Origin of the sequence: Mesorhizobium sp. B2-5-11 (assembly GCF_006440835.1) — a bacterium.
Lineage (GTDB): Bacteria > Pseudomonadota > Alphaproteobacteria > Rhizobiales > Rhizobiaceae > Mesorhizobium.
In genome coordinates this window covers 107,565-128,913 of sequence record NZ_VFUK01000007.1, presented here as the reverse complement: position 1 = coordinate 128,913, position 21,349 = coordinate 107,565, and the positions used below count along the sequence as shown (strand labels likewise).

Sequence of the window (21,349 nt, the reverse complement as noted above, 5' to 3'; positions counted from 1 at the left end):
ACCCCGTTCCTTTCGCCCCTTAGGCCACGTCCTGCTTGGTACCATGGCTGTCGTCATAGAGTATTTTGACTGCTTCGGCTGCACTGTGGAACGTATAGTTCTCCAGCACCGCCACCGTGTGATAGTTGTCGCCGCCGCCATTGGTGTCGACCTTGACCTCGGCGTTCGCCGCATTGGCGGAGGACTGCGCGATCTCCACGAAGCCGCCGGCTTCGAGATCGGTGACGCCGGCCAGGCCCTTCAGCAATGCCGTAAGATCGATCTGGTCACCCTTGGCCCCGTCATGGAAGTCGGCGATCAGGTCGGTCACCTCGAGAGAGCCGATGGCGAAGGTCTTCGTGCCGTCGGAGGCGACGGTCGGCTGTGCGGGGGCACCGAGCGAGGTGTCGAGTTCGACCTCGACATAGTTGCCGGTGGTGCCGTCCGCCATCTGGAACGTGCCGTTGCCTGTCACGGTCTGCCCGTCGATTTCGCCCACGGCCGGGCTGGCCGCCGTGCTGATGGAGACGATACCGTTATCCGCGAGGTGCGACAATTCCCCGGCATCGCTGGCGCCGTTGGTATTGGCGTCCTTCCAGATCAGCAGGCTGTCGAAGGCGGCGTCATTGTGATCGATGACGCCGTCATGATTGCCATCGAGCGAGGCGAGTGCCGCCGCCCCGCTGGCGAACTTGCCGCCGCCGAAGCTCGGCGTGAACAGTTCCGTGCCGTCGTCGATCTTGCCGTCATGGTTGAGATCGACCGCCAGCATGCCGTCATTCGAGGTGTTCCAGGCGACCTGATCCTTGTGCCCGTCCGCGTTGATGTCGAACTGGACGCCGTGGCTGACGTCCGAGAAGGCGAAGCCATCATGGTTTAGGTCGAGGATGATGGGGTCGGCTGTGCTGTTGTGGACGACAAAGTCCGTGTTGGTGATGGCGGTTAGCTGTCCCAGTGAAGTGATATTGTTGAATGTTGCGATCTGGGTACGACCACCGACGGTGCTCCAATCGGCATCGAACCACAATTCGCCGTGGAGAGTCGTGGAATTGAAGACGAGCACATAGGCATTGGCTGCCACCGCGACCGTCGCCGCGGCGATCTGCGTTGGGGTCTGCATCGCCGTGATCTGGATGATGTGTGCGGAGTCCGCGGCGGTGATCGCGGCGATCGAACCCCGGAAGGCGAAGTCGGCGGCATTGAGAACAGCGGCGGCGGACGTTCCCGTCGTGTTGACGAAATTGACGCTGCCGCTGCCGTTCATGCCGGCGTCCAGCAGGCCTATCTTGTCCGTCCCCGCAGCAAAATCCGTGATGGTGTCTGTTCCGGTGTTGGTCGCCATCCGGAATTGGTCGGCACCTGCGCCGCCGGTCAGCGTGTCGTTGCCGCCACCACCGATGAGCAAGTCGTTGCCCGTGCCTCCGATCAACGTATCCGCGGTCGATCCGCCGGCAAGGACGTTGTTGACGCTGGCAGCAGCGTTGAACGTGTGATCGCCATCGACCGTGACGCCGATCGTAGCAGTAGCGCTGTCATTGTCGTGATCGGTGACCGTCACGTTGAAAGTGAGGTCCTTGGTTCCGCTGTTATCGACAGTCGTGACGCTGACAAGCTGAACCTTGTTGTTGTTGGCGCTGATATCGTAGAATTCGATGTAGTCGATGAACTTCGTGTTCGTGCTGGAAGGTATGGTAATTCCGGCCGCCGAAGGCTGGAACTTGGCGGATGCGATGGATCCATCCGTGTAGTGGATCACATAGGCCATCGAGTTGGCGTCGGCGGCGTCAAAACTGAATGTCGCGGCCGTCACATTTGTCGACGCGGCCGCTGGCGGAGCGAACGTCCCAGCTCCATCGTAATCGGTCACACTGCCGAAATCGAATCTGAGCAACTCCCCATTGTTGAAGTTGGCGTTCTGGACACCCCAACCCCCAGTGGAACCGTTGACCTGGTCGAACACGATGCCGGTTGTGGCCGTGGTCCCACCGGCGGCCATCCAGGCATTGAGGTCAAACGAACCACTGGTATCCCAACCACTGACGATCGACAGTTGTGCTCCGCCGCTGGCGGTCAGTTGCTGATAGTCATGCGGTCCGGACCCGAATGAGGAGCCGCCGATCAGCGTATTTGCGTGGAACGTGTCGAGCGGTGTCAGCTCGGTGAATTTATAGGTTCCACTGGTCGGATCGACCGTCAGGGTAAAGACGTTGTTCTGCGAGTGGTCGGAGCCCGTATAGGCCACCAGGGTCTCGGGGTGGGTGGGATCGACATAGTAGTGAACGGCGTTTCCACCCACTGTCAGACCAACCGGATCGGCATTGCCCGCGAGGCTCGCCGTGAGGGGGTGATCGGCGCCGCCGTCGATCGGCAACTGTCCGGTGATTGAGATGTTGGCTTCGTTCGACACCGTGCCGTGGTCGATGGTCCCAAGCGTCGGAACATCGTCGCCGATCGTCATGGTCAAGGTCTTGGCCGCGGTGGTCCCATCTGCGTCAGTGAGGGTGACCGTGACGATGCCGCTGTCGGTGGTAGCTCCCGCGTCATGCTGGTAGGCTGCGGTCTGCGTGAACAAATAGGCGCCGGTCACCTCATTGAGGGTAAGCACCCAGGCCGCGCTCGTCAGCGTCAAGACCTTCTGACCGGCGATGATCGTTTCCGAAGCGACAGCCGAACCCAGGCCGCCATCGTAAATATAAGCGAATGGCGTGGTTGCGTTCTCTCCGTCGCCGCCGAAGTTGAAACTCATCGAGCCGGTCTGGTTCTGCGCGACGAAAGCATCCACATTGGAATTGACGATATTGTCATCGCCGGCCGCATCGTTTGTCGCTGATGTCGCGGCCGTCAATGAAGGCGAGCTGTTGATGACGGAAATCGTCAGGGTTGTGACCGATGTGTCGCCATCGCCGTCCTTGAGCGTATACGAGAACACGTCCGTGCCGGACGAATTGGCGTTGGCCGTATAAGTGTAGCTGCCATTGGCGCCCAGAACCAGCGTGCCAAGCGCGGTCGAAACGCTGGTTCCGACACCTGTGCCGTTGACGATCGGTGTGCCGACGTTTCCGGCCACGACGCCCGTGATCGAGGCGCCGTCGGCTCCAAGCGCGTCCGCTCCTGAGTTGGTGGTACCCACGCCGGTAAGCACATTGCCGGTCGCAGTGCCCGCAAGCGTGCTGTCGGTATCGGCGTGCGCCGTCGGCACGTCGTCGGAGACGGTGACGGTGACGGTACCGGTGGCCTGGGTGCCGTCGGTGTCGGTGGCGACCACACCGACATGGCCCAGAGCGACCAGATCGTCGAGATTGATGACGGGGTGTGCGTCGTAGTTGTCGTTCAGCGTCGCCGTCACCGCCGCCACATTGCCGGCAACCGACAGGTCGAGCGTCACCACCGTCACGCCGCTGCCCGTGTCCTTGCCGACGATCTGGGTGTCTGACATCCGCTCCCAGGTCAGGTTCGTATTGCTCAGCCCGCCTAGGTCGGTGCCGAAGGCGATCGAGGCGATCGCGTCGGAACCCGGCGTGAAGGTGATCGAGTTATGGTCGCTCGTCGCACCCGGCGTCGAGCCGTCGGCGAGGTTCTGGTCGTCGAGCGCCAGCGTGATCGGATCACCTGCGGCCGGGCCTGCGCCGTCGGTGATGGTGAAGGCAAGCCCCGCCGTCGAGGTGTCGCCGTCGCCGTCCGTGACCGTGTAGGTCGCGTTGACCGGCACGGCGCCGCCGCCATTGTTGACCGAGGCATCGGCCGTGAACGAATAGGAACCGTCGGCCTTCACCTTGATGGTGCCCGCGCCGATGTCGATCGCATCAGTCCAGCCGTTGAGGCCGAACGTCAGCGCCGTGCCGTTGATGTGCGTCACCATCGCGCCGTCGGCGCCGGTGACGAAGTCCAGCGTGCCCGTCACCGTCGCGCCTTCCGCAACTGCCTGCGAGGCCTCCGCCGATGCCGTCGGCACGTCGTCCGACACCGTCACGTTGACCGTGCCCGTTGCCTGGGTGCCGTCGGTGTCGGTGGCGACCACGCCGACATGGCCGAGGTCGACCAGATCGTCGAGAGTGATGTCGGGATGCGTGTCGTAATTGTCGTTCAGCGTCGCCGTCACCGCCGCCACATTGCCGGCAACCGACAGGTCGAGTGTCACCACCGTCACGCCGCTGCCCGTGTCCTTGCCGACGATCTGGGTGTCGGACATCCGCTCCCAGGTCAGGTTCGTATTGCTCAGCCCGCCTAGGTCCGTGCCGAAGGCGATCGAGGCGATCGCGTCGGAACCCGGCGTGAAGGTGATCGAGTTATGGTCGCTCGTCGCACCCGGCGTCGAGCCGTCGGCGAGGTTCTGGTCGTCGAGCGCCAGCGTGATCGGAGCGCCCGCCACCGGGCCCGCACCGTCGGAGACCCCGAACGTCACCTGCCTGGTGACCGTGTCGCCGTCCTTGTCGCTGACCATGTAGCTGAAGGTCTCGGTCACCGTGCTGGCGCTGGTGACGTTGGCCGGCGCGGTGTAGATCAGATGGCCGGCGCCGTCGATCGACAGCGTTCCGCCGGTCGTGCCCTGGTTGGTGAAGGCCAGGCCTTGCAGCGTTCCCTGCAACCCGTCGGCGCCCGCGCCGATGCCCAGCAGCATCACCGCATCGCCAATGTCGTGCGCGCCGCTGCCCTCGGCGAAGGCCGCTCCCGTGTAGTTCGAAGCCATCGGAGTATCGTCATCGACGTTGATCGTCAGCGAACCGGGTACCGTGTCGCCATCATGGTCGGTGGTCGTGTAGCCGACCGTGAATGCCACGTCGTTTTCGTCGCCGCCGGCAGGGTGATCGATCGCATGAAGCTGCGTGACCGTGTAGGCGCCGGACGTAGTGTCGGCAAGATGCACCTTCAGTACATCGACAACGACGCTGTTCTGCACCTGGCTGATGATCAGGTCGGTTCCCGAGTTCGAGGTCACCGAGAACCCGCCCGCAGCCGGCAGCGTTGCACCGGTGAGCAGCATCGTACCGGCGCCGTCGGCGCCATAGGTGTGACCAAGCGTACCGGATGTGTGGGCTGTGTCGGGAGTGACATCGCCGGTGCCGCCGGCATTGCCGGCCAGCGCATCGTCATCAAGCTGAACCTGTGCGTTCATCGACGCCGTCGGCACGTCGTCCGCGACATTGACCGTAAAGCTCTGGGTGACGGAGTCGCCGTCGCCGTCGACGGCCTTGATGGTGAAGCCGAGCGGCAGCGAGGCGTCGCTGCCGCCGGTGTGGTCGTGGTCAAGCGGCTGCCAGAGGGTGAAGACAAAGGTCGGGGTGCCCACGCCGTTCAGGGTCACCATGAAGACGGGATTGGATACGGTGTCGCCTTGCTTGAAGGCGACGAGTTCCTCATCGACGCCGTTGGCGGCAAGACGGACTGTGTAGTCCAGCGAAACGCCGCCCGAGGTCAGCTCTTCGGGCGCCATGAGAGTGTTGCCGGGACCGCGCGCGAATTCGAGATGGCTCGATCCCTTGTCGTCCGCATTCCAGTCGATGTTGAGATCGCCGGATGTCGGCTGTACCAGGGGCAGCAGGCTCTCCGACACATTGCCCGTACCCGCAGGGCTGGTGACGACCGGAATGTCGTCGGTGACATGCACGATGAAGGCGGACGACGTGCTGTCGCCATCCGAATCCGTCGCGTTGAAGCCGAAGGACAGGGCCTTGCCATTGTGGTCGGCTCCAGCCGGATGGTCGATATTGTCTTGCAGGTTGAACGAATAGTTGCCGTTCGTCTGATCGTTGATCGACACGGTGAAGATGGTGCGGATGACCGAGTTGTGCGTGGCGGTCGCCGTCAGCACGGTGTCGTTGCTGGACAGAGTGTAGGTGATGGCATCGCCATTGGACGTCAGGCCAGCCTGGACGCCGGCCAACGCCGGATTGAAGGCAACCGAGCGGTCGTGAATGCCGCTGTTGGGATTGGCGTCGTCGGCTCCCCACGAGATTCCCAGCGAGCCGGTCGCGGAGGCCGCGTTGAATGCGTTTGTGGAACCCGCTGCGGTGCTTTCCGCCACGGTGGTCTCCGCCGCAACGATCACTGGCCTGTCATTTTCGACCACAATGTTCAACGTGCCGGCCAGGTTGACGCTGTCGCCGTCGAAGTCGGTCGCCTTGAAGAGCGAGCCGATGTCGATCGCCATCGTCCCGCTGTCGCCGGAATTGAGGCTATGGTCGAGGTGATCGAGCAGCGTCAGCGTAAAGGTGCCGTTGTTGTTGTCCGCAATCGTGAATACGGTGCGACCGTCCGCCGCGACGCCATCGACGGCATCGACACCCACAACGAAATGAACCGCCGATCCCCCCGACGACACGCCCGCCTGAGTTCCATTCTTTTCGACGTTGAAGGAGAAAGTCGCGTCGTCATCAGCGCCGATCGAAAGCAGTGGGACGAAGGCCGATGCCCCAAACGTAACCGAGGTTGGCTGGCTGCCGCCTTCCGAATTTCCGCTCGACAGGCCGGTCAGCGTGTCTTCGTAGACGGTCGGAAGATTGGCGCTGCCGTTCAGCGCTACCGGAATGTCGTCCTCGATGCCAATGGTGAAGACGCCGCCGCTGGTGGTGGTGGTCGACGTATAGAGGAAATTTTCGGCGCGGATCTTGTCGCCGCTGTCGAGATCGAAGCGGATCACCAGATGGTCGAACGTGCCCGCCGGGTCGATCGTGACGACTGAGCCGTTGGCCGGCACAGTCATCGTTCCTATCTGGAAACCGGAGCTGCCGGAAACCGGCACGCCGGCGCCATTGTAGGCTTCCCAGGAAATTGTGCCCGAACCGTTGCCGTTGATGGTGAAGCTCACCGCGTCGGTGCCGGGCCGCGAGAAGATGAAGCCCTCATTGTCATGGATATGATTGTCGCCGATGCCGACGCCCTGACCCGAAACGTTGAAGGAATCGCCGCCGGCGCCGTTGTTGAAATCGTGCGCGGAACCGGGATTCTCTTTGAACGTCAGTCCATCGAACGTAACCCCGCCTACGGTGTAGGTGTCGTAATGGCCGGGATGCAGGCTCATGCCTGTTGTGGCTGTCGTGGTCGTCGTCTCGCCGGTGATCGCGATCGTGTCGCCGTCGGCGTCGGTGAACTGGAGCGCATGTGTGAAGTCGAGCACCAGCTTCTGGTTGTCATCGTTGGCAGGGGAGTTCGGCAGGTGGTCGATCTGGTCCAGCAAGGTGAAGGTGTAGGTGCCGTTCGGCTGGACATCGAGGGTGAAGACTTTGCGGTCGCCCGCATCGAGGCCGGGTGTTCCGCTCTCGACATAGCCGGTCAGCACCGTGCCGTCGACGTGGTAGACGATCGCCTCGCCCTTCGATGTCGCCGCCGGCAAGCCAGCGGGGTTCTGGATCAGCGAGAAGGAACCGGGTTCGTCCGCCCCGGCGGAGACCAGCGAGCTCAGCGAACCGGTCGCGACCGTGCCGAGGCCATCTCCGTCGGGATTGCCGACGGAATGACCATTCGAGTTCGCCAGCAAAAGTGCGTCCTCGCCGACATTGCCGGAGACGGTGGCGCTGGTCTGCACCGGAATGTCGTCGAGGACCTGGATCAGGAAGGTCCCGGTGCCAAGGGAGATGGAGTCGCCGTCACCGTCGGTCGCGACGATATACGAGGAAAGATCGATCGGGCTCGTCAGCTGGTTTTCACCATTGTCTCTGGCCTGGCCGTCCAGCGCCGGATGATCGATCTGATCCTTGAGCGTGAAGACATAGGAGCCGTCGGCTTTCACGGTCAGCCGGAAGACCTCGCGATCGCCGGCCGAGAAGCCGGCGCCGTTTCCTGCCTCGGCATAACCATGCAAGGTGCTCCCATCGGATACGATGAGCACATGCGCGCCCTGCGACGTAAGGCCGGAATCCGCCGGCACGGCCGTCGAGGCAAGATGAAACGCCTGGGCGCCCGGGCCGTCGGCGCCGAAGTCGACGAGCGCGGTCAGCGCGCCGGCAGCGCCCGTGACGGTCGCGGAAAGGCCGATCGCTCCCGTCTCACCCGGCCTGCCGGCATCTGGGTTGTGTCCGGCAAGCCCGTCTTCGTCGACATTCGCCGTGATCGAGGCGGTTCCGACGGCCTTCGGCCCGTCATCCTCGAAGACGACGGTCTGAGAGATGTCGGCGCTTTGTGTGACGTGGTCGCCGTCGCCATCGGTCGCCGTGACGGTGACCGAGACCGAGCCGGCGCCGAGCGCGATGCCCTCGTCGTTGCTGTGGGTGTCGGGATGGTGGAGCGAGACGTATTGCGCCACCGCGACCTGGCCGGTGGCGGCATCGACATGCAGGGCGATGGCGACCTTGTCGGTGGCGGTGATGCCGTTGTTGTTGGCATCATAGACGCCGATGATGTGGCCGTGGCCGTCGTTGAACAGCGAGATTGCGTGGCCATCGGTGGTCTTCAGGCCGGAATCCACGCCCGTATTGCTGGCAAGGGTGAGCGAATAGACGAGCGAAGCTTTCACTGCCGGTCCGTCGGCGCCGAACAGCGCCGTGGCGTTCACGACGCCGCCGCTGCCTTGCGCATATTGGTGCAGCGGCATGTCGGGATCGGTCCCGGCATTGACGCCGGCAAACAGGGCCGCCACGGCAGGATCGGTGGTGTCGTCGGAATCGGCATCGACACCTGCGGTCTCGTCGATAACGATGATGTCGCCGACCTTGATGTTGGCAAGGAAGGTGCCGGTGTTGTCGCCTGCTTCGCCGATTTCACGGAACGTCAGTGAGTTGTCGCCGGCCGTCGCCGTGACGTCGATGGCGATGGTCTGCATGACGCCCGACGTGGGATCATAGATTCCGACCGAGACGCCGTTCCACAGCACTTCGAGCTTGGCGCTGTGTAGGAGGCTGGTGTCGTTGGCGGCGCCGATCTCGAAGGAGATGCGGTATTCGCCGGCGCTGAGCAGCATGGTCTGCGAGATCTGGATGTTGCCGGGGCTGGCCTCAAGGTCGACCATAACACTGTTGGTCGGACTGTCGGCGCCGCGATAGCCGTCACCGACCTTCTCCAGTTCGACGCTGGTGGCGCCGTGGGTTTCCGAGGCCTCGATGGTCCAGGCTCCGGCCGTGCCCGTGGTGTTCGTGCCGCTGCCCGCACCCCAGGCGTCGCCATTGGGGACGAAGCCGTCCAGGAACAGGCCGTTCAAGGCACCGTTCGGCTGCGAGATGGTCAGGCTCGGACCATCGTCGTCGAAGCTGATCTGGCCCGAGACATCGGCGCTGGCGCTGGCGGTGTCGCCGTCGCCATCGGTGACGGTCACGCTCACCGCGACCGAATGCAGGCCCAGCACCACCGTGTCGTCCGGATTGGAGGCGTTCGAATGATGAAGCGACAGATATTGCTCGACGGTCACCTTGCCGGTGGCCGGATCGATCGACAGCGCGAACGCCGCATCGCCATTGAACGTTCCGCCCTGCACGACGCCGACCACGACGCCGTTGGCCAGCGTCTGCAAGGTGATCAGCGAGCCGTCGGTGACAGCAAGGCCGGAGACCGCATTGGTGACGCTTAGCGCATAGACGGTGCTGCCCGAAACGGCCGGACCGTCGGCGCCGAACAGCGCCGTGATGTTGACGAAGGCACTGTCGCTGGTGCCGTGCGCGATCGCGCCGGTGCCGCCGACATCGGGATCCTCGCCCTTGGTGACCGTACCAGTGTCGATCCCAGCCGGGGTGCTCGTGGTCGCCGTCTCGTCAAGCGCTACCGTAACGCCGGTGGCGGCGACAGCCGTCACCTTCGGCCCGTCGTCGTCGAAGACGATCTTGGCGCCGATGGCGAGCGACTGGCTGACTGTGTCGCCGTCGAAGTCGGTGACGGTGACCACCGCATTGATCTTGCCGGACAGGTTGACCGGCTCGTCATAAGAGCCGCCCGAACCGTTGCCGGCCAGCGGATGCTGCAGCGACAGATATTGTGCCGTCGAGATATGGCCGGTCTGGGCGACCGAGACCGCGAAGGCAATGGCGCCGCCGGGATTGGCCGTACCGTTCGCGTTGTCGACGCGGCCGACGATCAGATTGCCTTCCTTGAACAGCGAGATCTCGTGCCCGTCGGTCGTCTTCAGGCCCGAATCGGTGCCTGGCTCTGCAACCGCAAGGCTGAGCACGGCCGCGCGCGGCTCGTCCGTGCCGGGCAGCGAGCCGAACAGCACCACCGGCAGGTTGCCATGCGCATAGCCCAGGCTTGCCGGGCCCAGTCCAAGCGAATCGAACTGGTGTGCGACCGAGGCGCTGCTGGTGTCGTCGTTCTGGTTGCCCGCCGTCTCGTCATGCACGACCGACACGCCTGTCGCGGCGATGAACACCTGCGGCACGTCGTCGACCACGGTGACCGTCGCCTTGCCGGTCAGCGTCACCGTATCGCCGTCGCCGTCCTTGGCCTGGAACACCGAGCCGAGGTCGATGCCGGCCACGCTGCCGCTGCCCAGATGCGTCTGCAGCGCGGTGTTCTGGTCCGATGTTCCGGCCGCCGGTGCGACATGGTCGAGCTGGTCGAACTGGCGCACCACGAAGGCGCCGCTCGAGGCATTCAGCGTCACCGTCATCACGGTGCGGTCGCTAAGCCCGTTGTAAGCGCCGTTATGGTTGCTGTCGACAAAGCCGACCAGCGTGTTGCCCTGGACCGCCCAGCTCAGCTCTACGCCCTTCGACGACAGCCCGATGGCCGTCAGGTCTGCGGCCGCCGTACCGGTGAAGCCGAAACCGCCGCCGGCGGCCGGGCCGTCGGCGCCGAAGTCGACAAGCCCGTTCAGCGAGCCGGATGCGATCGCCGCACCGAATGGGAATTCCGTGCCCGAACCGTCGCCGGACCCGTCATAGGGCGAGGTTCCCTGCGACAGCAGGCTGGCAATGTCGTCCTCGTCGATCGTCACCGGCGCGGCATGGCCGCTCAGGACCTTCGGCCCGTCGTCGTCGAAGACGATCTTGGCGCCGATGGCGAGCGACTGGCTGACTGTGTCGCCGTCGAAGTCGGTGACCGTGACCACCGCATTGATCTTGCCGGACAGGTTGACCGGCTCGTCATAAGAGCCGCCCGAACCGTTGCCGGCCAGCGGATGCTGCAGCGACAGATACTGTGCCGTCGAGATATGGCCGGTCTGGTCGACCGAGACCGCGAAGGCGACAGCGCCCTTGTCGTTGGGTGTGCCATTGTTGTTGTCGACGCGGCCGACGATCAGATTGCCTTCCTTGAACAGCGAGATCTCGTGCCCGTCGGTCGTCTTCAGGCCCGAATCGGTGCCTGGCTCTGCAACCGCAAGGCTGAGCACGGCCGCGCGCGGCTCGTCCGTGCCGGGCAGCGAGCCGAACAGCACCACCGGCAGGTTGCCATGCGCATAGCCCAGGCTTGCCGGGCCCAGTCCAAGCGAATCGAACTGGTGCGCGACCGAGGCGCTGCTGGTGTCGTCGTTCTGGTTGCCCGCCGTCTCGTCATGCACGACCGACACGCCTGTCGCGGCGATGAACACCTGCGGCACGTCGTCGACCACGGTGACCGTCGCCTTGCCGGTCAGCGTCACCGTATCGCCGTCGCCGTCCTTGGCCTGGAACACCGAGCCGAGGTCGATGCCAGCCACGCTGCTGCCGCCCAGATGCGTCTGCAGCCCGGTGTTCTGGTCCGATGTTCCGGCCGCCGGTGCGACATGGTCGAGCTGGTCGAACTGGCGCACCACGAAGGCGCCGCTCGAGGCATTCAGCGTCACCGTCATTACGGTGCGGTCGCTAAGCCCGTTGTAAGCGCCGTTGTGGTTGCTGTCGACAAAGCCGACCAACGTGTTGCCCTGGACCGCCCAGCTCAGCTCTACGCCCTTCGACGACAGCCCGATGGCCGTCAGGTCTGCGGCCGCCGTGCCGGTGAAGCCGAAACCGCCGCCGGCGGCCGGGCCGTCGGCGCCGAAGTCGACAAGCCCGTTCAGCGAGCCGGATGCGATCGCCGCACCGAATGGGAATTCCGTGCCCGAACCGTCGCCGGACCCGTCATAGGGCGAGGTTCCCTGCGACAGCAGGCTGGCAATGTCGTCCTCGTCGATCGTCACCGGCGCGGCATGGCCGCTCAGGACCTTCGGCCCATCATCCTCGAAGACGATGGTCTGGGAGATGTCGGCGCTTTGTGTGACGTGGTCGCCGTCGCCGTCGGTCGCCGTGACGGTGACCGAGACCGAGCCGGCGCCGAGCGCGATGCCCTCGTCGTTGCTGCTGGTGTCGGGATGGTGGAGCGAGACGTATTGCGCAACCGCGACCTGGCCGGTGGCGGCATCGACATGCAGCGCGAAGGCGACCTTGTCGGTGGCGGTAACGCCGTTGTTGTTGGCGTCATAGACGCCGATGATGTGGCCGTTGCCGTCGTTGAACAGCGAGATTGCGTGGCCATCGGTGGTCTTCAGGCCGGAATCCACGCCCGTATTGCTGGCAAGGGTGAGCGCATAGACGAGCGAAGCTTTCGCTGCCGGTCCGTCGGCGCCGAACAGCGCCGTGGCGTTCACGACGCCGCTGCCTTGCGCATATTGGTGCAGCGGCATGTCGGGATCGGTCCCGGCATTGACGCCGGCAAACAGGGCCGCCACGGCAGGATCGGTGGTGTCGTCGGAATCGGCATCGACACCTGCGGTCTCGTCGATAACGATGATGTCGCCGACCTTGATGTTGGCAAGGAAGGTGCCGGTGTTGTCGCCCTGTTCGCCGATTTCACGGAACGTCAGTGAGTTGTCGCCGGCCGTCGCCGTGACGTCGATGGCGATGGTCTGCATGACGCCCGACGTGGGATCGTAGGTTCCGACCGAGACGCCGTTCCACAGCACTTCGAGCTTGGCGCTGTGTAGGAGGCTGGTGTCGTTGGCGGCGCCGATCTCGAAGGAGATGCGGTATTCGCCGGCGCTGAGGCCATGCAGCGTCTGCGAGATCTGGATGTTGCCGGGGCTGGCCTCGAGGTCGACCATAACGCTGTTGGTCGGGCTGTCTGCACCGCGATAGCCGTCACCGACCTTCTGCAATTCGATGCTGCTGGCGCCCTCGTAAGGCGAGGCCGTGACGGTCCAGGCGCCGGCGGGACCGGTCGTGGTGCCGCTGCCCGCACCCCAGGCGTCGCCATTGGGGACGAAGCCGTCCAGGAACAGGCCGTTCAAGGCACCGTTCGGCTGCGAGATGGTCAGGCTCGGACCATCGTCGTCGAAGCTGATCTGGCCCGAGACATCGGCGCTGGCGCTGGCGGTGTCGCCGTCGCCATCCGTGACGGTCACGCTCACTGCGACCGAATGCAGGCCCAGCACCACCGTGTCGTCCGGATTGGAGGCGTCCGAATGATGAAGCGACAGATATTGCTCGACGGTCACCTTGCCGGTGGCCGGATCGATCGACAGCGCGAACGCCGCATCGCCATCGAACGTTCCGCCCTGCACGACGCCGACCACGACGCCGTTGGCCAGCGTCTGCAAGGTGATCAGCGAGCCGTCGGTGACGGCAAGGCCGGAGACCGCATTGGTGACGCTTAGCGCATAGACGGTGCTGCCCGAAACGGCCGGACCGTCGGCGCCGAACAGCGCCGTGATGTTGACGAAGGCACTGTCGCTGGTGCCGTGCGCGATCGCGCCGGTGCCGCCGACATCGGGATCCTCGCCCTTGGTGACCGTACCAGTGTCGATCCCAGCCGGGGTGCTCGTGGTCGCCGTCTCGTCAAGCGCTACCGTAACGCCGGTGGCGGCGACAGCCGTCACCTTCGGCCCGTCGTCGTCGAAACTGATCTGGCCCGAGACGTCGGCGCTGGCGCTGGCGGAGTCGCCATCGCTATCCGTGATCGTGACCTTCACGGCCAGCGAGCCGGCGGTGAGTGCAACCGTGTCGTCGGGATTACCGGTGTCGGAATGGTGGAGCGACAGATATTGCTCGACGGTCACCTTGCCGGTGGCCGGATCGATCGACAGCGCGAACGCGGCCTCGCCCTTGAACGCGCCGCCCTGCACGACTCCGACAACCACTCCGTTCGCAAGCGTCTGCAAGGTGATCGTTGAGCCGTCGGTGACGGTCAGGCCGGAAACGGCGTTCGTGACGCTCAGCTGATAGACGGTGGCGGTGCTTGCCGCCGGGCCGTCGCCGCCGAACAGCGCCGTCACATTGACCAGGGCGCCGTTGCTGGTGCCGGAGGTGATCGCCCCGGTACCGCCGATATCGGGATCATCGCCCTTGACGATGGTTCCTGTGTTGATCGCAGCCGCCATGCTCAAGGCCTGCGTTTCGTCGAGTGAGACCACGGCGCCGGCGTCGGCGACGACTGTTACCAAAGGTCCATCGTCGTGGAACTGGATCGCGCCGCCGATCTGGGCACCGCCGAATGCGCTGTCGCCATCGAAGTCGGTGACGGTCACCGAGGCTGTGATCTTGCCCGAGAGGGTCAGCACGTCGTCATGGGCAGCAGCGCTCGATCCATCGACAGTGTGCTCCAGCGGAGCGTATTGGGTGACCGTAAGCGTGCCATTGCCGTTGATGACGATGGTAAAGGCGGTGTGGGTGCCGCCGTTCTGATAAGTGCCGGTGACCGTCGTCGCATTGGTCTGCAGCAGCGTGATCGCAAAATCGCCAATGGCCGTCTTCAGGCCCGAATCGAGCGATGCGACATTGCCGGTCAGGCCCAGCGCATAGGCGATGCCGCCGCCGGCGGCGGCGCCGTCGGCACCGAAATTGGATGCAACGGAAATAATCGGGTTGGCGCTCGTCACATCGATCGGAAAGCCGGCCGGCGAACCGGCATTGGTTTCATCGAGCACCGCGGAACTGGCTGCCGTGTTGCCCACCGTCAGGGCAGGGCTGTCGTCCTCGACGATCACGGTCATGTTGGCCGTTGCCGAGCCGCCGAACGGATCCTGCACGGTAACCGGGACGACGATGGAGAGGTCATCCTCGAAACCGGCCAGCGGGTGGTCGAGGGGACCGAGCAGGGCGATCTGGAAGGTTCCCGTGCTCGCATCCGTGATGGTGACGCTGATCACGACGTCCGATCCGACCCTGCCGACGAGATGCGTCGAATCGACCAGTTCCCACACGACGTCGGTGCCGTGCGAGGTAAGCGTCGTGGCAGGCACTCCGAGGCCGTAGGTCAGCGGATCGCCATTGGGATCCGTAGCGCCGAAGCTGCCGTTGATCACCGAAAGATTCGATTCGTCGAAGGGTGAGCCGGGATCGCCGTCCGGGTTTGCGCCGGAAAGCCCTTCTTCCGACACGCGGACGGTGAGATCGCCAAATTCCGGGTTCGCATTGGGAAGGAACAGTTCCCGCCTCTCGGCCTGCCCGAACTGCAGATCGGTCGGCGGCAAGAGCGCCGAAAGATCAAATCCATCGCCGATGCCGCCAGGAGGAATTTCAAAATTTCCACCGGCGCTCGAGGTCGAACCTCCAGGGCCAGCCGACATCGAACCATCGGCGCCGAAGGCGACATCCACATGGCTCGCCTCGAGCGCGGCGATCAAGGCGACGCGCGGCACCTCGACATCGCCAAGGACGAAGGTCGGCACGTTGAGCGCGCCGTCCTTGATCACGATGACCGAGCCGTCGGCCTGTTCGAGCACGAGATTGTGGCCGTCAACCTTGATGTTGTCGATCGAGACGTTCGCCGGAAGCTTCACGACGTTGCCGGCGTCGGCGACGTATTCGTGGGGCGCGGCTGCCGCCTGGGCCTTCGCCTCCGCGGGTGCTTCCGCCGGCGCGCCACTGCCCACATCGACCGGCACTGGTTCGGCCGCTGCCGGCGCGGCCTGTTGCGTCGAAGCCGCCTGTGCGACCTGGAACTCTGCCGGCGAGGTCTGGTCGTGACGTTCACTGGCCATGGAATGCTCGTCCCACGAACCCGAAACGGCGTCCAATTCGTTATTGATGGTCATTGCTTGTACCCCTCCGGCATTTCCCCGAAAGAGACAGCGGCAACCATTACTTTGCAACCGTCCGTCAATCTACTTTATATACCATTATATGCCTACAATGGCATTTTTTACGCGTGGTAAACTGGGAGCATATATTCTGTTATATAAGTCGATATGTGCCGGTGCGGATGAGGCCTCGCCCCCGGTTGCATGGTAAATAGAAGTATAAATTCAAATAAAATTTTACGAAAAATAGGGGAAACAAGTTTCGTCGCCATTATCTACCTTCATTGTCAATAATTTGAGACAAGATCGATACCGTCCACAGTCAAAAGGTGGGCGTTATGAAAAAAGAAAAAACCGCGCCGGGAACAGCCGGCCTCAAGCTACTCTTGCTGACGATCAGCCTCGCAGGCCTGCCGCAGCCATCGCTCGCGAGCGTCCATTTAGAGGACACCGCTTCGGTCGGCGGGCTTGTTGAAGACGTGCGGATGCCGCCCAGCCTGGGCGGCGTTTCCCTGGAAAGATTCCAGCCTTGGCGATCGGCGGTAGGATACCAGCCCGACCTGGTTTCCATGAGTTACACGATCGACGATGCCCAAGCGGGCGTTGCGCCGGCGCCTGCGAATGTCGGAATTGATCCCATCAAGACGGCAACGATTATCCCCGGCGTGTTCGGCTCGGTCGCGTTGTCCATGCATAACTTTCCCGTCGCCGCGCGGTGGGCACCGGTCTACCAGGCAATTGTCGGCTGCTCGGCGGGCAGTGCCTGCGAGCAGAAGAGCGCGGCTTTTGCCAGGCTGATCTCGTCGGCACAGGGCAAAGGGTTCAGCGAGAAACTGTCATTCGTCAACAGCGGCATCAATCACCTGATCGCCTACAGGAAGGACAGCGTCATCTATGGCAAGCTCGATTACTGGGCAAAGCCCACCGAGGTGCTCGATAAGCGCGCCGGCGACTGCGAGGATTTCGTCATACTGAAGATGACGGCGCTGCTGAGGGCCGGCATCCCCGCGCAAAGCATGGCGTTGGTTGTTCTCCAGGATCGCAGGCGGGGATTCTTCCATGCGGTCCTGTCGGTAAGCACGGCAAGTGGCGTGTTCATTCTCGACAGCCTCAACAACACCGTGCTGCGCGACAGCGATCTCCCCGATTATGTGCCGCTTTATTCCTTCAGCACGGACCGAGCCTGGATCCATGGTTCGAGATCGGGCAGCGCGCAGGTCGCGGAGATCAAGGGCGGTTTTGCAGGCGTCGCGCCCGGCGAGGGATTGCAGCCCGACACGGCTTCTGGAGCGCTTGCCCGTCGGTGAGCAACCGCGGTTCGCCGGCTTTTATGGAAAACGCCGAACCGCTCTATCTCTTTGTTTTGCGCAATTCCCAAGGGAAAGCGCTACACGCTTTTCCCGGGAAGCGTTTCGCACTTTTCCTGGAACTGCTGCTAGCCGCTGACGAATGCCATCAGCAGGTCCTGCCCGACCAGCGGTGCTCGCACGGCATTCAATTGGCCGCGATATCGGCGTTCGCCGGCGCCGATGACGAACCCGCTGGCGACCGGAATCTCGCCATTGGCATCCAGCCGCGCGAAGATGTCCGCCACGTTGAGATCGAGCGCCAGCCTGAGATCCTGACGCCCGTCATCGCTCGGCGCCGTCGGCAATTGGCGCTTTACCAATTGTTGGAACGGAGCGTTGAAGGTCAGGATCTTTTTCGACGATGAAAGGGCGAAGGCGGGCGAGGGGCAGGCGACCAGTATCGCGGTGATCGTCCTGATCGACGCAAGCCTCTTCAACGTCAGGTTTTCTTCCGTCAAGTCACGAATGCAGGCAACCCTGATCGCCGACGTCAGATTGCCGGCCGGAGGCTGGCTCTCGGCGATCTCATCGACAAGCATGCCGATCGTGCATTTGCGGCTTTCCGCCATCTGCCTGAGCGACGTCCAGAACGTCCGCTCCAGGCGGATGCCGCGGCGGATGCCGCGGCGCGCGACAACCCGGAACTCCATGCCGAGGTCTTCCGTGGCCATCGGCACGAGCAACCGCTCGAGAACAGCGGGAGGCGTGGCGCTATCGTTCACTCATCGCCTCCTCTCGTGCCTTGTTGATGGGTTTCAGCAGGTAGGTCAGGATCGTCTTGCGGCCGGTCTTGATGTCGACGGAGCAGATCATGCCCGGGATGATGGAATAGGTCTTGCCATCCCGCGTCAGCGTCGACCTGTCGGTCGCGACGCGCACCTGATAATAGGGCTCGCCTGTCTTCTGGTCGACGAGACTGTCGGCGGTGATGTTCGAGACCTTGCCTTCGATGCCGCCGAAGATCGAGAAATCATAGGCGGTGACCTTGATCAGCGCCTCCTGGTCCGGCCGGATGAAGGCAACGTCGCGGGGCGAAACCCGCGCTTCGACCAGCAAGGTCTCCGAAGTCGGAACGATGCCGGCGACCACCGCGCCGGGCTGCACGAAGGCGCCAACCGTATTGATGTCAAGCGTGTTGACGATACCGTCGACTGGAGAACGGATGTCGGTGCGGGCCACCTTGTCGGTCGCGCCGCGAATGGTTTCATCGACCACCGAGAGGTCAGCCAGCGCCTGCGTGAGGTCGCTCAGCGCCTCCTGTTGCAGCTGCAGGCCGAGCTCGTCGACCTGAAGCTGGGCCTCGGTGATAGCCGATTTGGCTTTCTTGGTGGTTTCTCCAGCAAGCGTCAGCTGCCCATTGAGCTCGGTCTGCTCGCGTTCGACCCGGAGTTGCTCGGTTCGCGCCATCAGGCCTTTCTTGACCATGGCTTCGACCAGCTTTGCCTCCTGGTCGCTGACGACCAGATTCTTCGTGAGGCGATCGGAATTGGCGGTCGCCTCGTCCAATTCCTTCTCGCGCTGATCGAGGCGCGACTTGAGAACCGACAGCTTGACTTCGAAGTTGTCGCGGCGGGCGACGAGCAGCTTCTGCTCGTTGTCGCAGATTTCCGGGGCGACCTTCTGGATTTCGGCTGGACATGGAAATTCGCCTTGCAGATCGCCGCTCTGCTCGAACTTCAGCCGTGCAATGCGGGTCTGTAATGCCCGTGCCTTGGCCTGTTGCTCGCCAAGGCTGGAGGTGTTGAACGTATTGTCGAGGCGGATGATGAGGTCGTTCTTCTTCACGACCTGCCCGATCTTGACGGCAATTTCCTGGACGACGCCCGGCTCGCTGGCCTGGATGATCTGCGTTTTGGAAGCAGGTATGACCTTGCCGTCGCCGCGTGCGATTTCATCCACCTCGGCAAAGGACGCCCAAGCAACGGAAGACACGAAGAGTGCACCTATGATAAATATGGACGCCGACGCAAAGAGCGGCGGCCGGTCTTCTCTTGCAAGCATTTCCCACGGCCCCAACGCATTGAATACTTTGATAGTTTTCGTTCTTCAGGTGCTTTTTTTCTGCAGCGCCTGTATCACTTGGTCCTTTGGTCCATCGGCAACGATCCTGCCTTGCTCGATGACGATAAGCCGGTCGGCAAGTTCGAGCATGCTGAAGCGGTGCGTCGAGACGATCAGCGTGGTGTTTCGATCGAAAGCCACTTTGAGCTGCTTGATCAGTTGACGCTCGGAAGCCAGATCCATCGAGCCGGACGGCTCGTCCAGGAAGACGACTTTCGGTTTCGTCAGCAACAGCCGGGCGATCGCCATCGTCTGTCTCTGGCCGCCCGAGAGATTGGTGCCGCGCTCGCCGACATTCATGTCATAGCCACGCGGGTGGCGGGAGACGAAATCGTCGACGCCGGCGGCCTTGGCCGCTTCGACGATCTGCTCATCGGTCGCCTCCGGACAGGCCATCAAAAGATTTTCCTTGATGGTGCCTGAAAACAGATCGTTCGCCTGCGCGACGATGCCGACGGCGGCGCGAACCTCGGAGGGGTGGTATTGACGGATGTCGATGCCGTCCAGCAGCAGTTCGCCGGAACTCGGCAAGAAAAGCCTGCCGATCAGCCGCCCCATCGTCGTCTTTCCCGATCCTATGCGGCCGATGATGCCGATCCGCTCCCCCGGCTTCACGGAGAAATTCAGGCCGGTCAGGACTTCGTTCTCGGAGCCGGGATAGGTAAAGCCGACGTTCCGGAACACCATGGCGCCGTTGCGGATGGGCCGGTTGACGAAGCCCACAGTGTCCGGACGATCCTCCGGCTGAGCCATGATCGAATTCACCATCCGCAAAGAGAGCATGGCCTGGCGCAATCTGGACAAGGTGATGGCGATCTGCCCGAGCGGGGCCACAGCCCGGCTGGCCAGCATGACGGTGCCGATGATGGCTCCGGTGGAGACATGTCCTTCGGAGAAGGCGTAGGCGCCGGCCACCACCAGCGCGACGGTGACCAGCTGCTGGATGGCCTGCGTTATATTGCCGGCGGCGGCCGAAAGCTGCTTGATCTTCTCGGAGGTGTTGGAGGCGTTTTTGGAATGCTCTCCCCATTTTCGCAACAGGTAGGCTTCGGCGCGCAGCGACTTGATCGTCTCCAGCGTGGAAATGGATTCGACCAGCAGCGCCTGGCGCTGCGAGGCCTCGTTCATGGAGGCCGCCACACGCTTGCCGATGCGCCGCTGCGTGACCAGTCCGACGATCACCGACGCGACGAAGGCCAGCGCGGGTATCATGACCAGCCAGCCGCCTATCGCATAGATGACGAGGAGAAAAACAAACACGAAAGCCGTGTCGATGAACACGCTGATGGTGTTGGACGTGAAGAATTCGCGCACGAATTCATATTGGGTCACGCGATTTGCGTATTCGCCCGTCGAGCCCGGCCGTGCCGCCAGAGACGAGTTCAGCACCTTCTCGAACAGCATGTATGAAATGCGCAGATCCGCCTTGCGCCCGGCATAGTCGATGAGCGATGCCCGGGAGGTCTTTAGCAGCAGGTCGAACAGGATGACCGCGCCGATGCCGATGGCCAGCACCCAGAGCGTCGATATCGCTTTGTTCGGCAGGATCCTGTCGTACACGTTCATGGTGAAGATCGGCGAGGCGATGGCGAGCAGATTGATGAACACCGCCGACAGGACAACCTTCGAATAGGTGCGCCAGAACGGCCCCATCGTTCCCGTCAGCCAATGTCGCCGCTCGATTTTCGGCGCCGAGCCGACGCTCATGGCCTCCGTCGCGTTGGCGTAGGTGATCGAGAAGGACGCACCGCCGCTGATATAGCTGTTGGCCAGTTCCGACCGGCTGATCGTGGTGCGCCCGTCCTCCTGGGGAGCGGTGAAATATTCGCCGGCTTCACCATCGGCCAGCAGCGCGACCGGCAGCTGGCTGACGCGAAAGACGATCGCGGGGAGGTCGATGCGCCCCCGAACAAAGTCGCGATGGCTGAACTCGGTTATTTCAAGGCCGACGCGCTCGGCAAGATGCCGGATCGCGTCGATGTCGATGCGCGTTTCCGCCAGCGGCACGCCGGCAAAGAGCACGGTTTCGGCGCTGGGGCGGCCGAGATATGCGGCGACGGCCGAAAAGCAGGCCTTGAAAGCCTCTTTCGGTGACAGAATGTTGGGTTGCTGGTTCACGATCCGCCCG

At 63.3% G+C, this 21,349-nt stretch carries 5 protein-coding genes; 1 reads left to right on the top strand and 4 read right to left on the bottom strand.

The features are described 5' to 3' along the window. Positions 1-19: 19 nt before the first annotated feature. Complete coding sequence (locus tag FJ490_RS21965) at positions 20-15,826, bottom strand: DUF5801 repeats-in-toxin domain-containing protein (RefSeq protein WP_140767666.1); 15,807 nt, start codon at positions 15,824-15,826, stop codon at positions 20-22. A gap of 323 nt (positions 15,827-16,149) precedes the next feature. Here FJ490_RS21965 and FJ490_RS21960 point away from each other — a divergent pair, with 323 nt between their 5' ends. Beyond that, on the top strand, positions 16,150-17,118 hold the full coding sequence (locus FJ490_RS21960; RefSeq protein WP_140628857.1) for a transglutaminase-like cysteine peptidase: 969 nt from the start codon (positions 16,150-16,152) through the stop codon (positions 17,116-17,118). 128 nt (positions 17,119-17,246) lie between these two features. Here FJ490_RS21960 and FJ490_RS21955 read toward each other — a convergent pair whose 3' ends face one another. From FJ490_RS21955 to FJ490_RS21945, 3 genes are read right to left on the bottom strand one after another with little or no spacing between them, the layout of a single operon-like run. Further along, on the bottom strand, positions 17,247-17,882 hold the full coding sequence (locus FJ490_RS21955) for a ribbon-helix-helix domain-containing protein (protein WP_140515174.1): 636 nt from the start codon (positions 17,880-17,882) through the stop codon (positions 17,247-17,249). After that, a complete protein-coding gene (locus FJ490_RS21950) occupies positions 17,872-19,161 on the bottom strand; it encodes an HlyD family type I secretion periplasmic adaptor subunit (RefSeq protein ID WP_140497322.1) in 1,290 nt (429 codons plus the stop codon). The genes FJ490_RS21955 and FJ490_RS21950 overlap by 11 nt, the downstream gene beginning before the upstream one ends. Positions 19,162-19,206: 45 nt before the next feature. Further along, on the bottom strand, positions 19,207-21,339 hold the full coding sequence (locus FJ490_RS21945; protein ID WP_140564444.1) for a type I secretion system permease/ATPase: 2,133 nt from the start codon (positions 21,337-21,339) through the stop codon (positions 19,207-19,209). Between the last annotated feature and the right edge of the window lie 10 nt (positions 21,340-21,349).

Excerpts from the sequence above, each read along its gene's own strand:
- FJ490_RS21965 (WP_140767666.1), bottom strand. The coding sequence starts at position 15,826 with ATGACCATCAATAACGAATTGGACGCCGTTTCGGGTTCGTGGGACGAG.
- FJ490_RS21960 (WP_140628857.1), top strand. The coding sequence starts at position 16,150 with ATGAAAAAAGAAAAAACCGCGCCGGGAACAGCCGGCCTCAAGCTACTC.
- FJ490_RS21950 (WP_140497322.1), bottom strand. The coding sequence starts at position 19,161 with ATGCTTGCAAGAGAAGACCGGCCGCCGCTCTTTGCGTCGGCGTCCATA.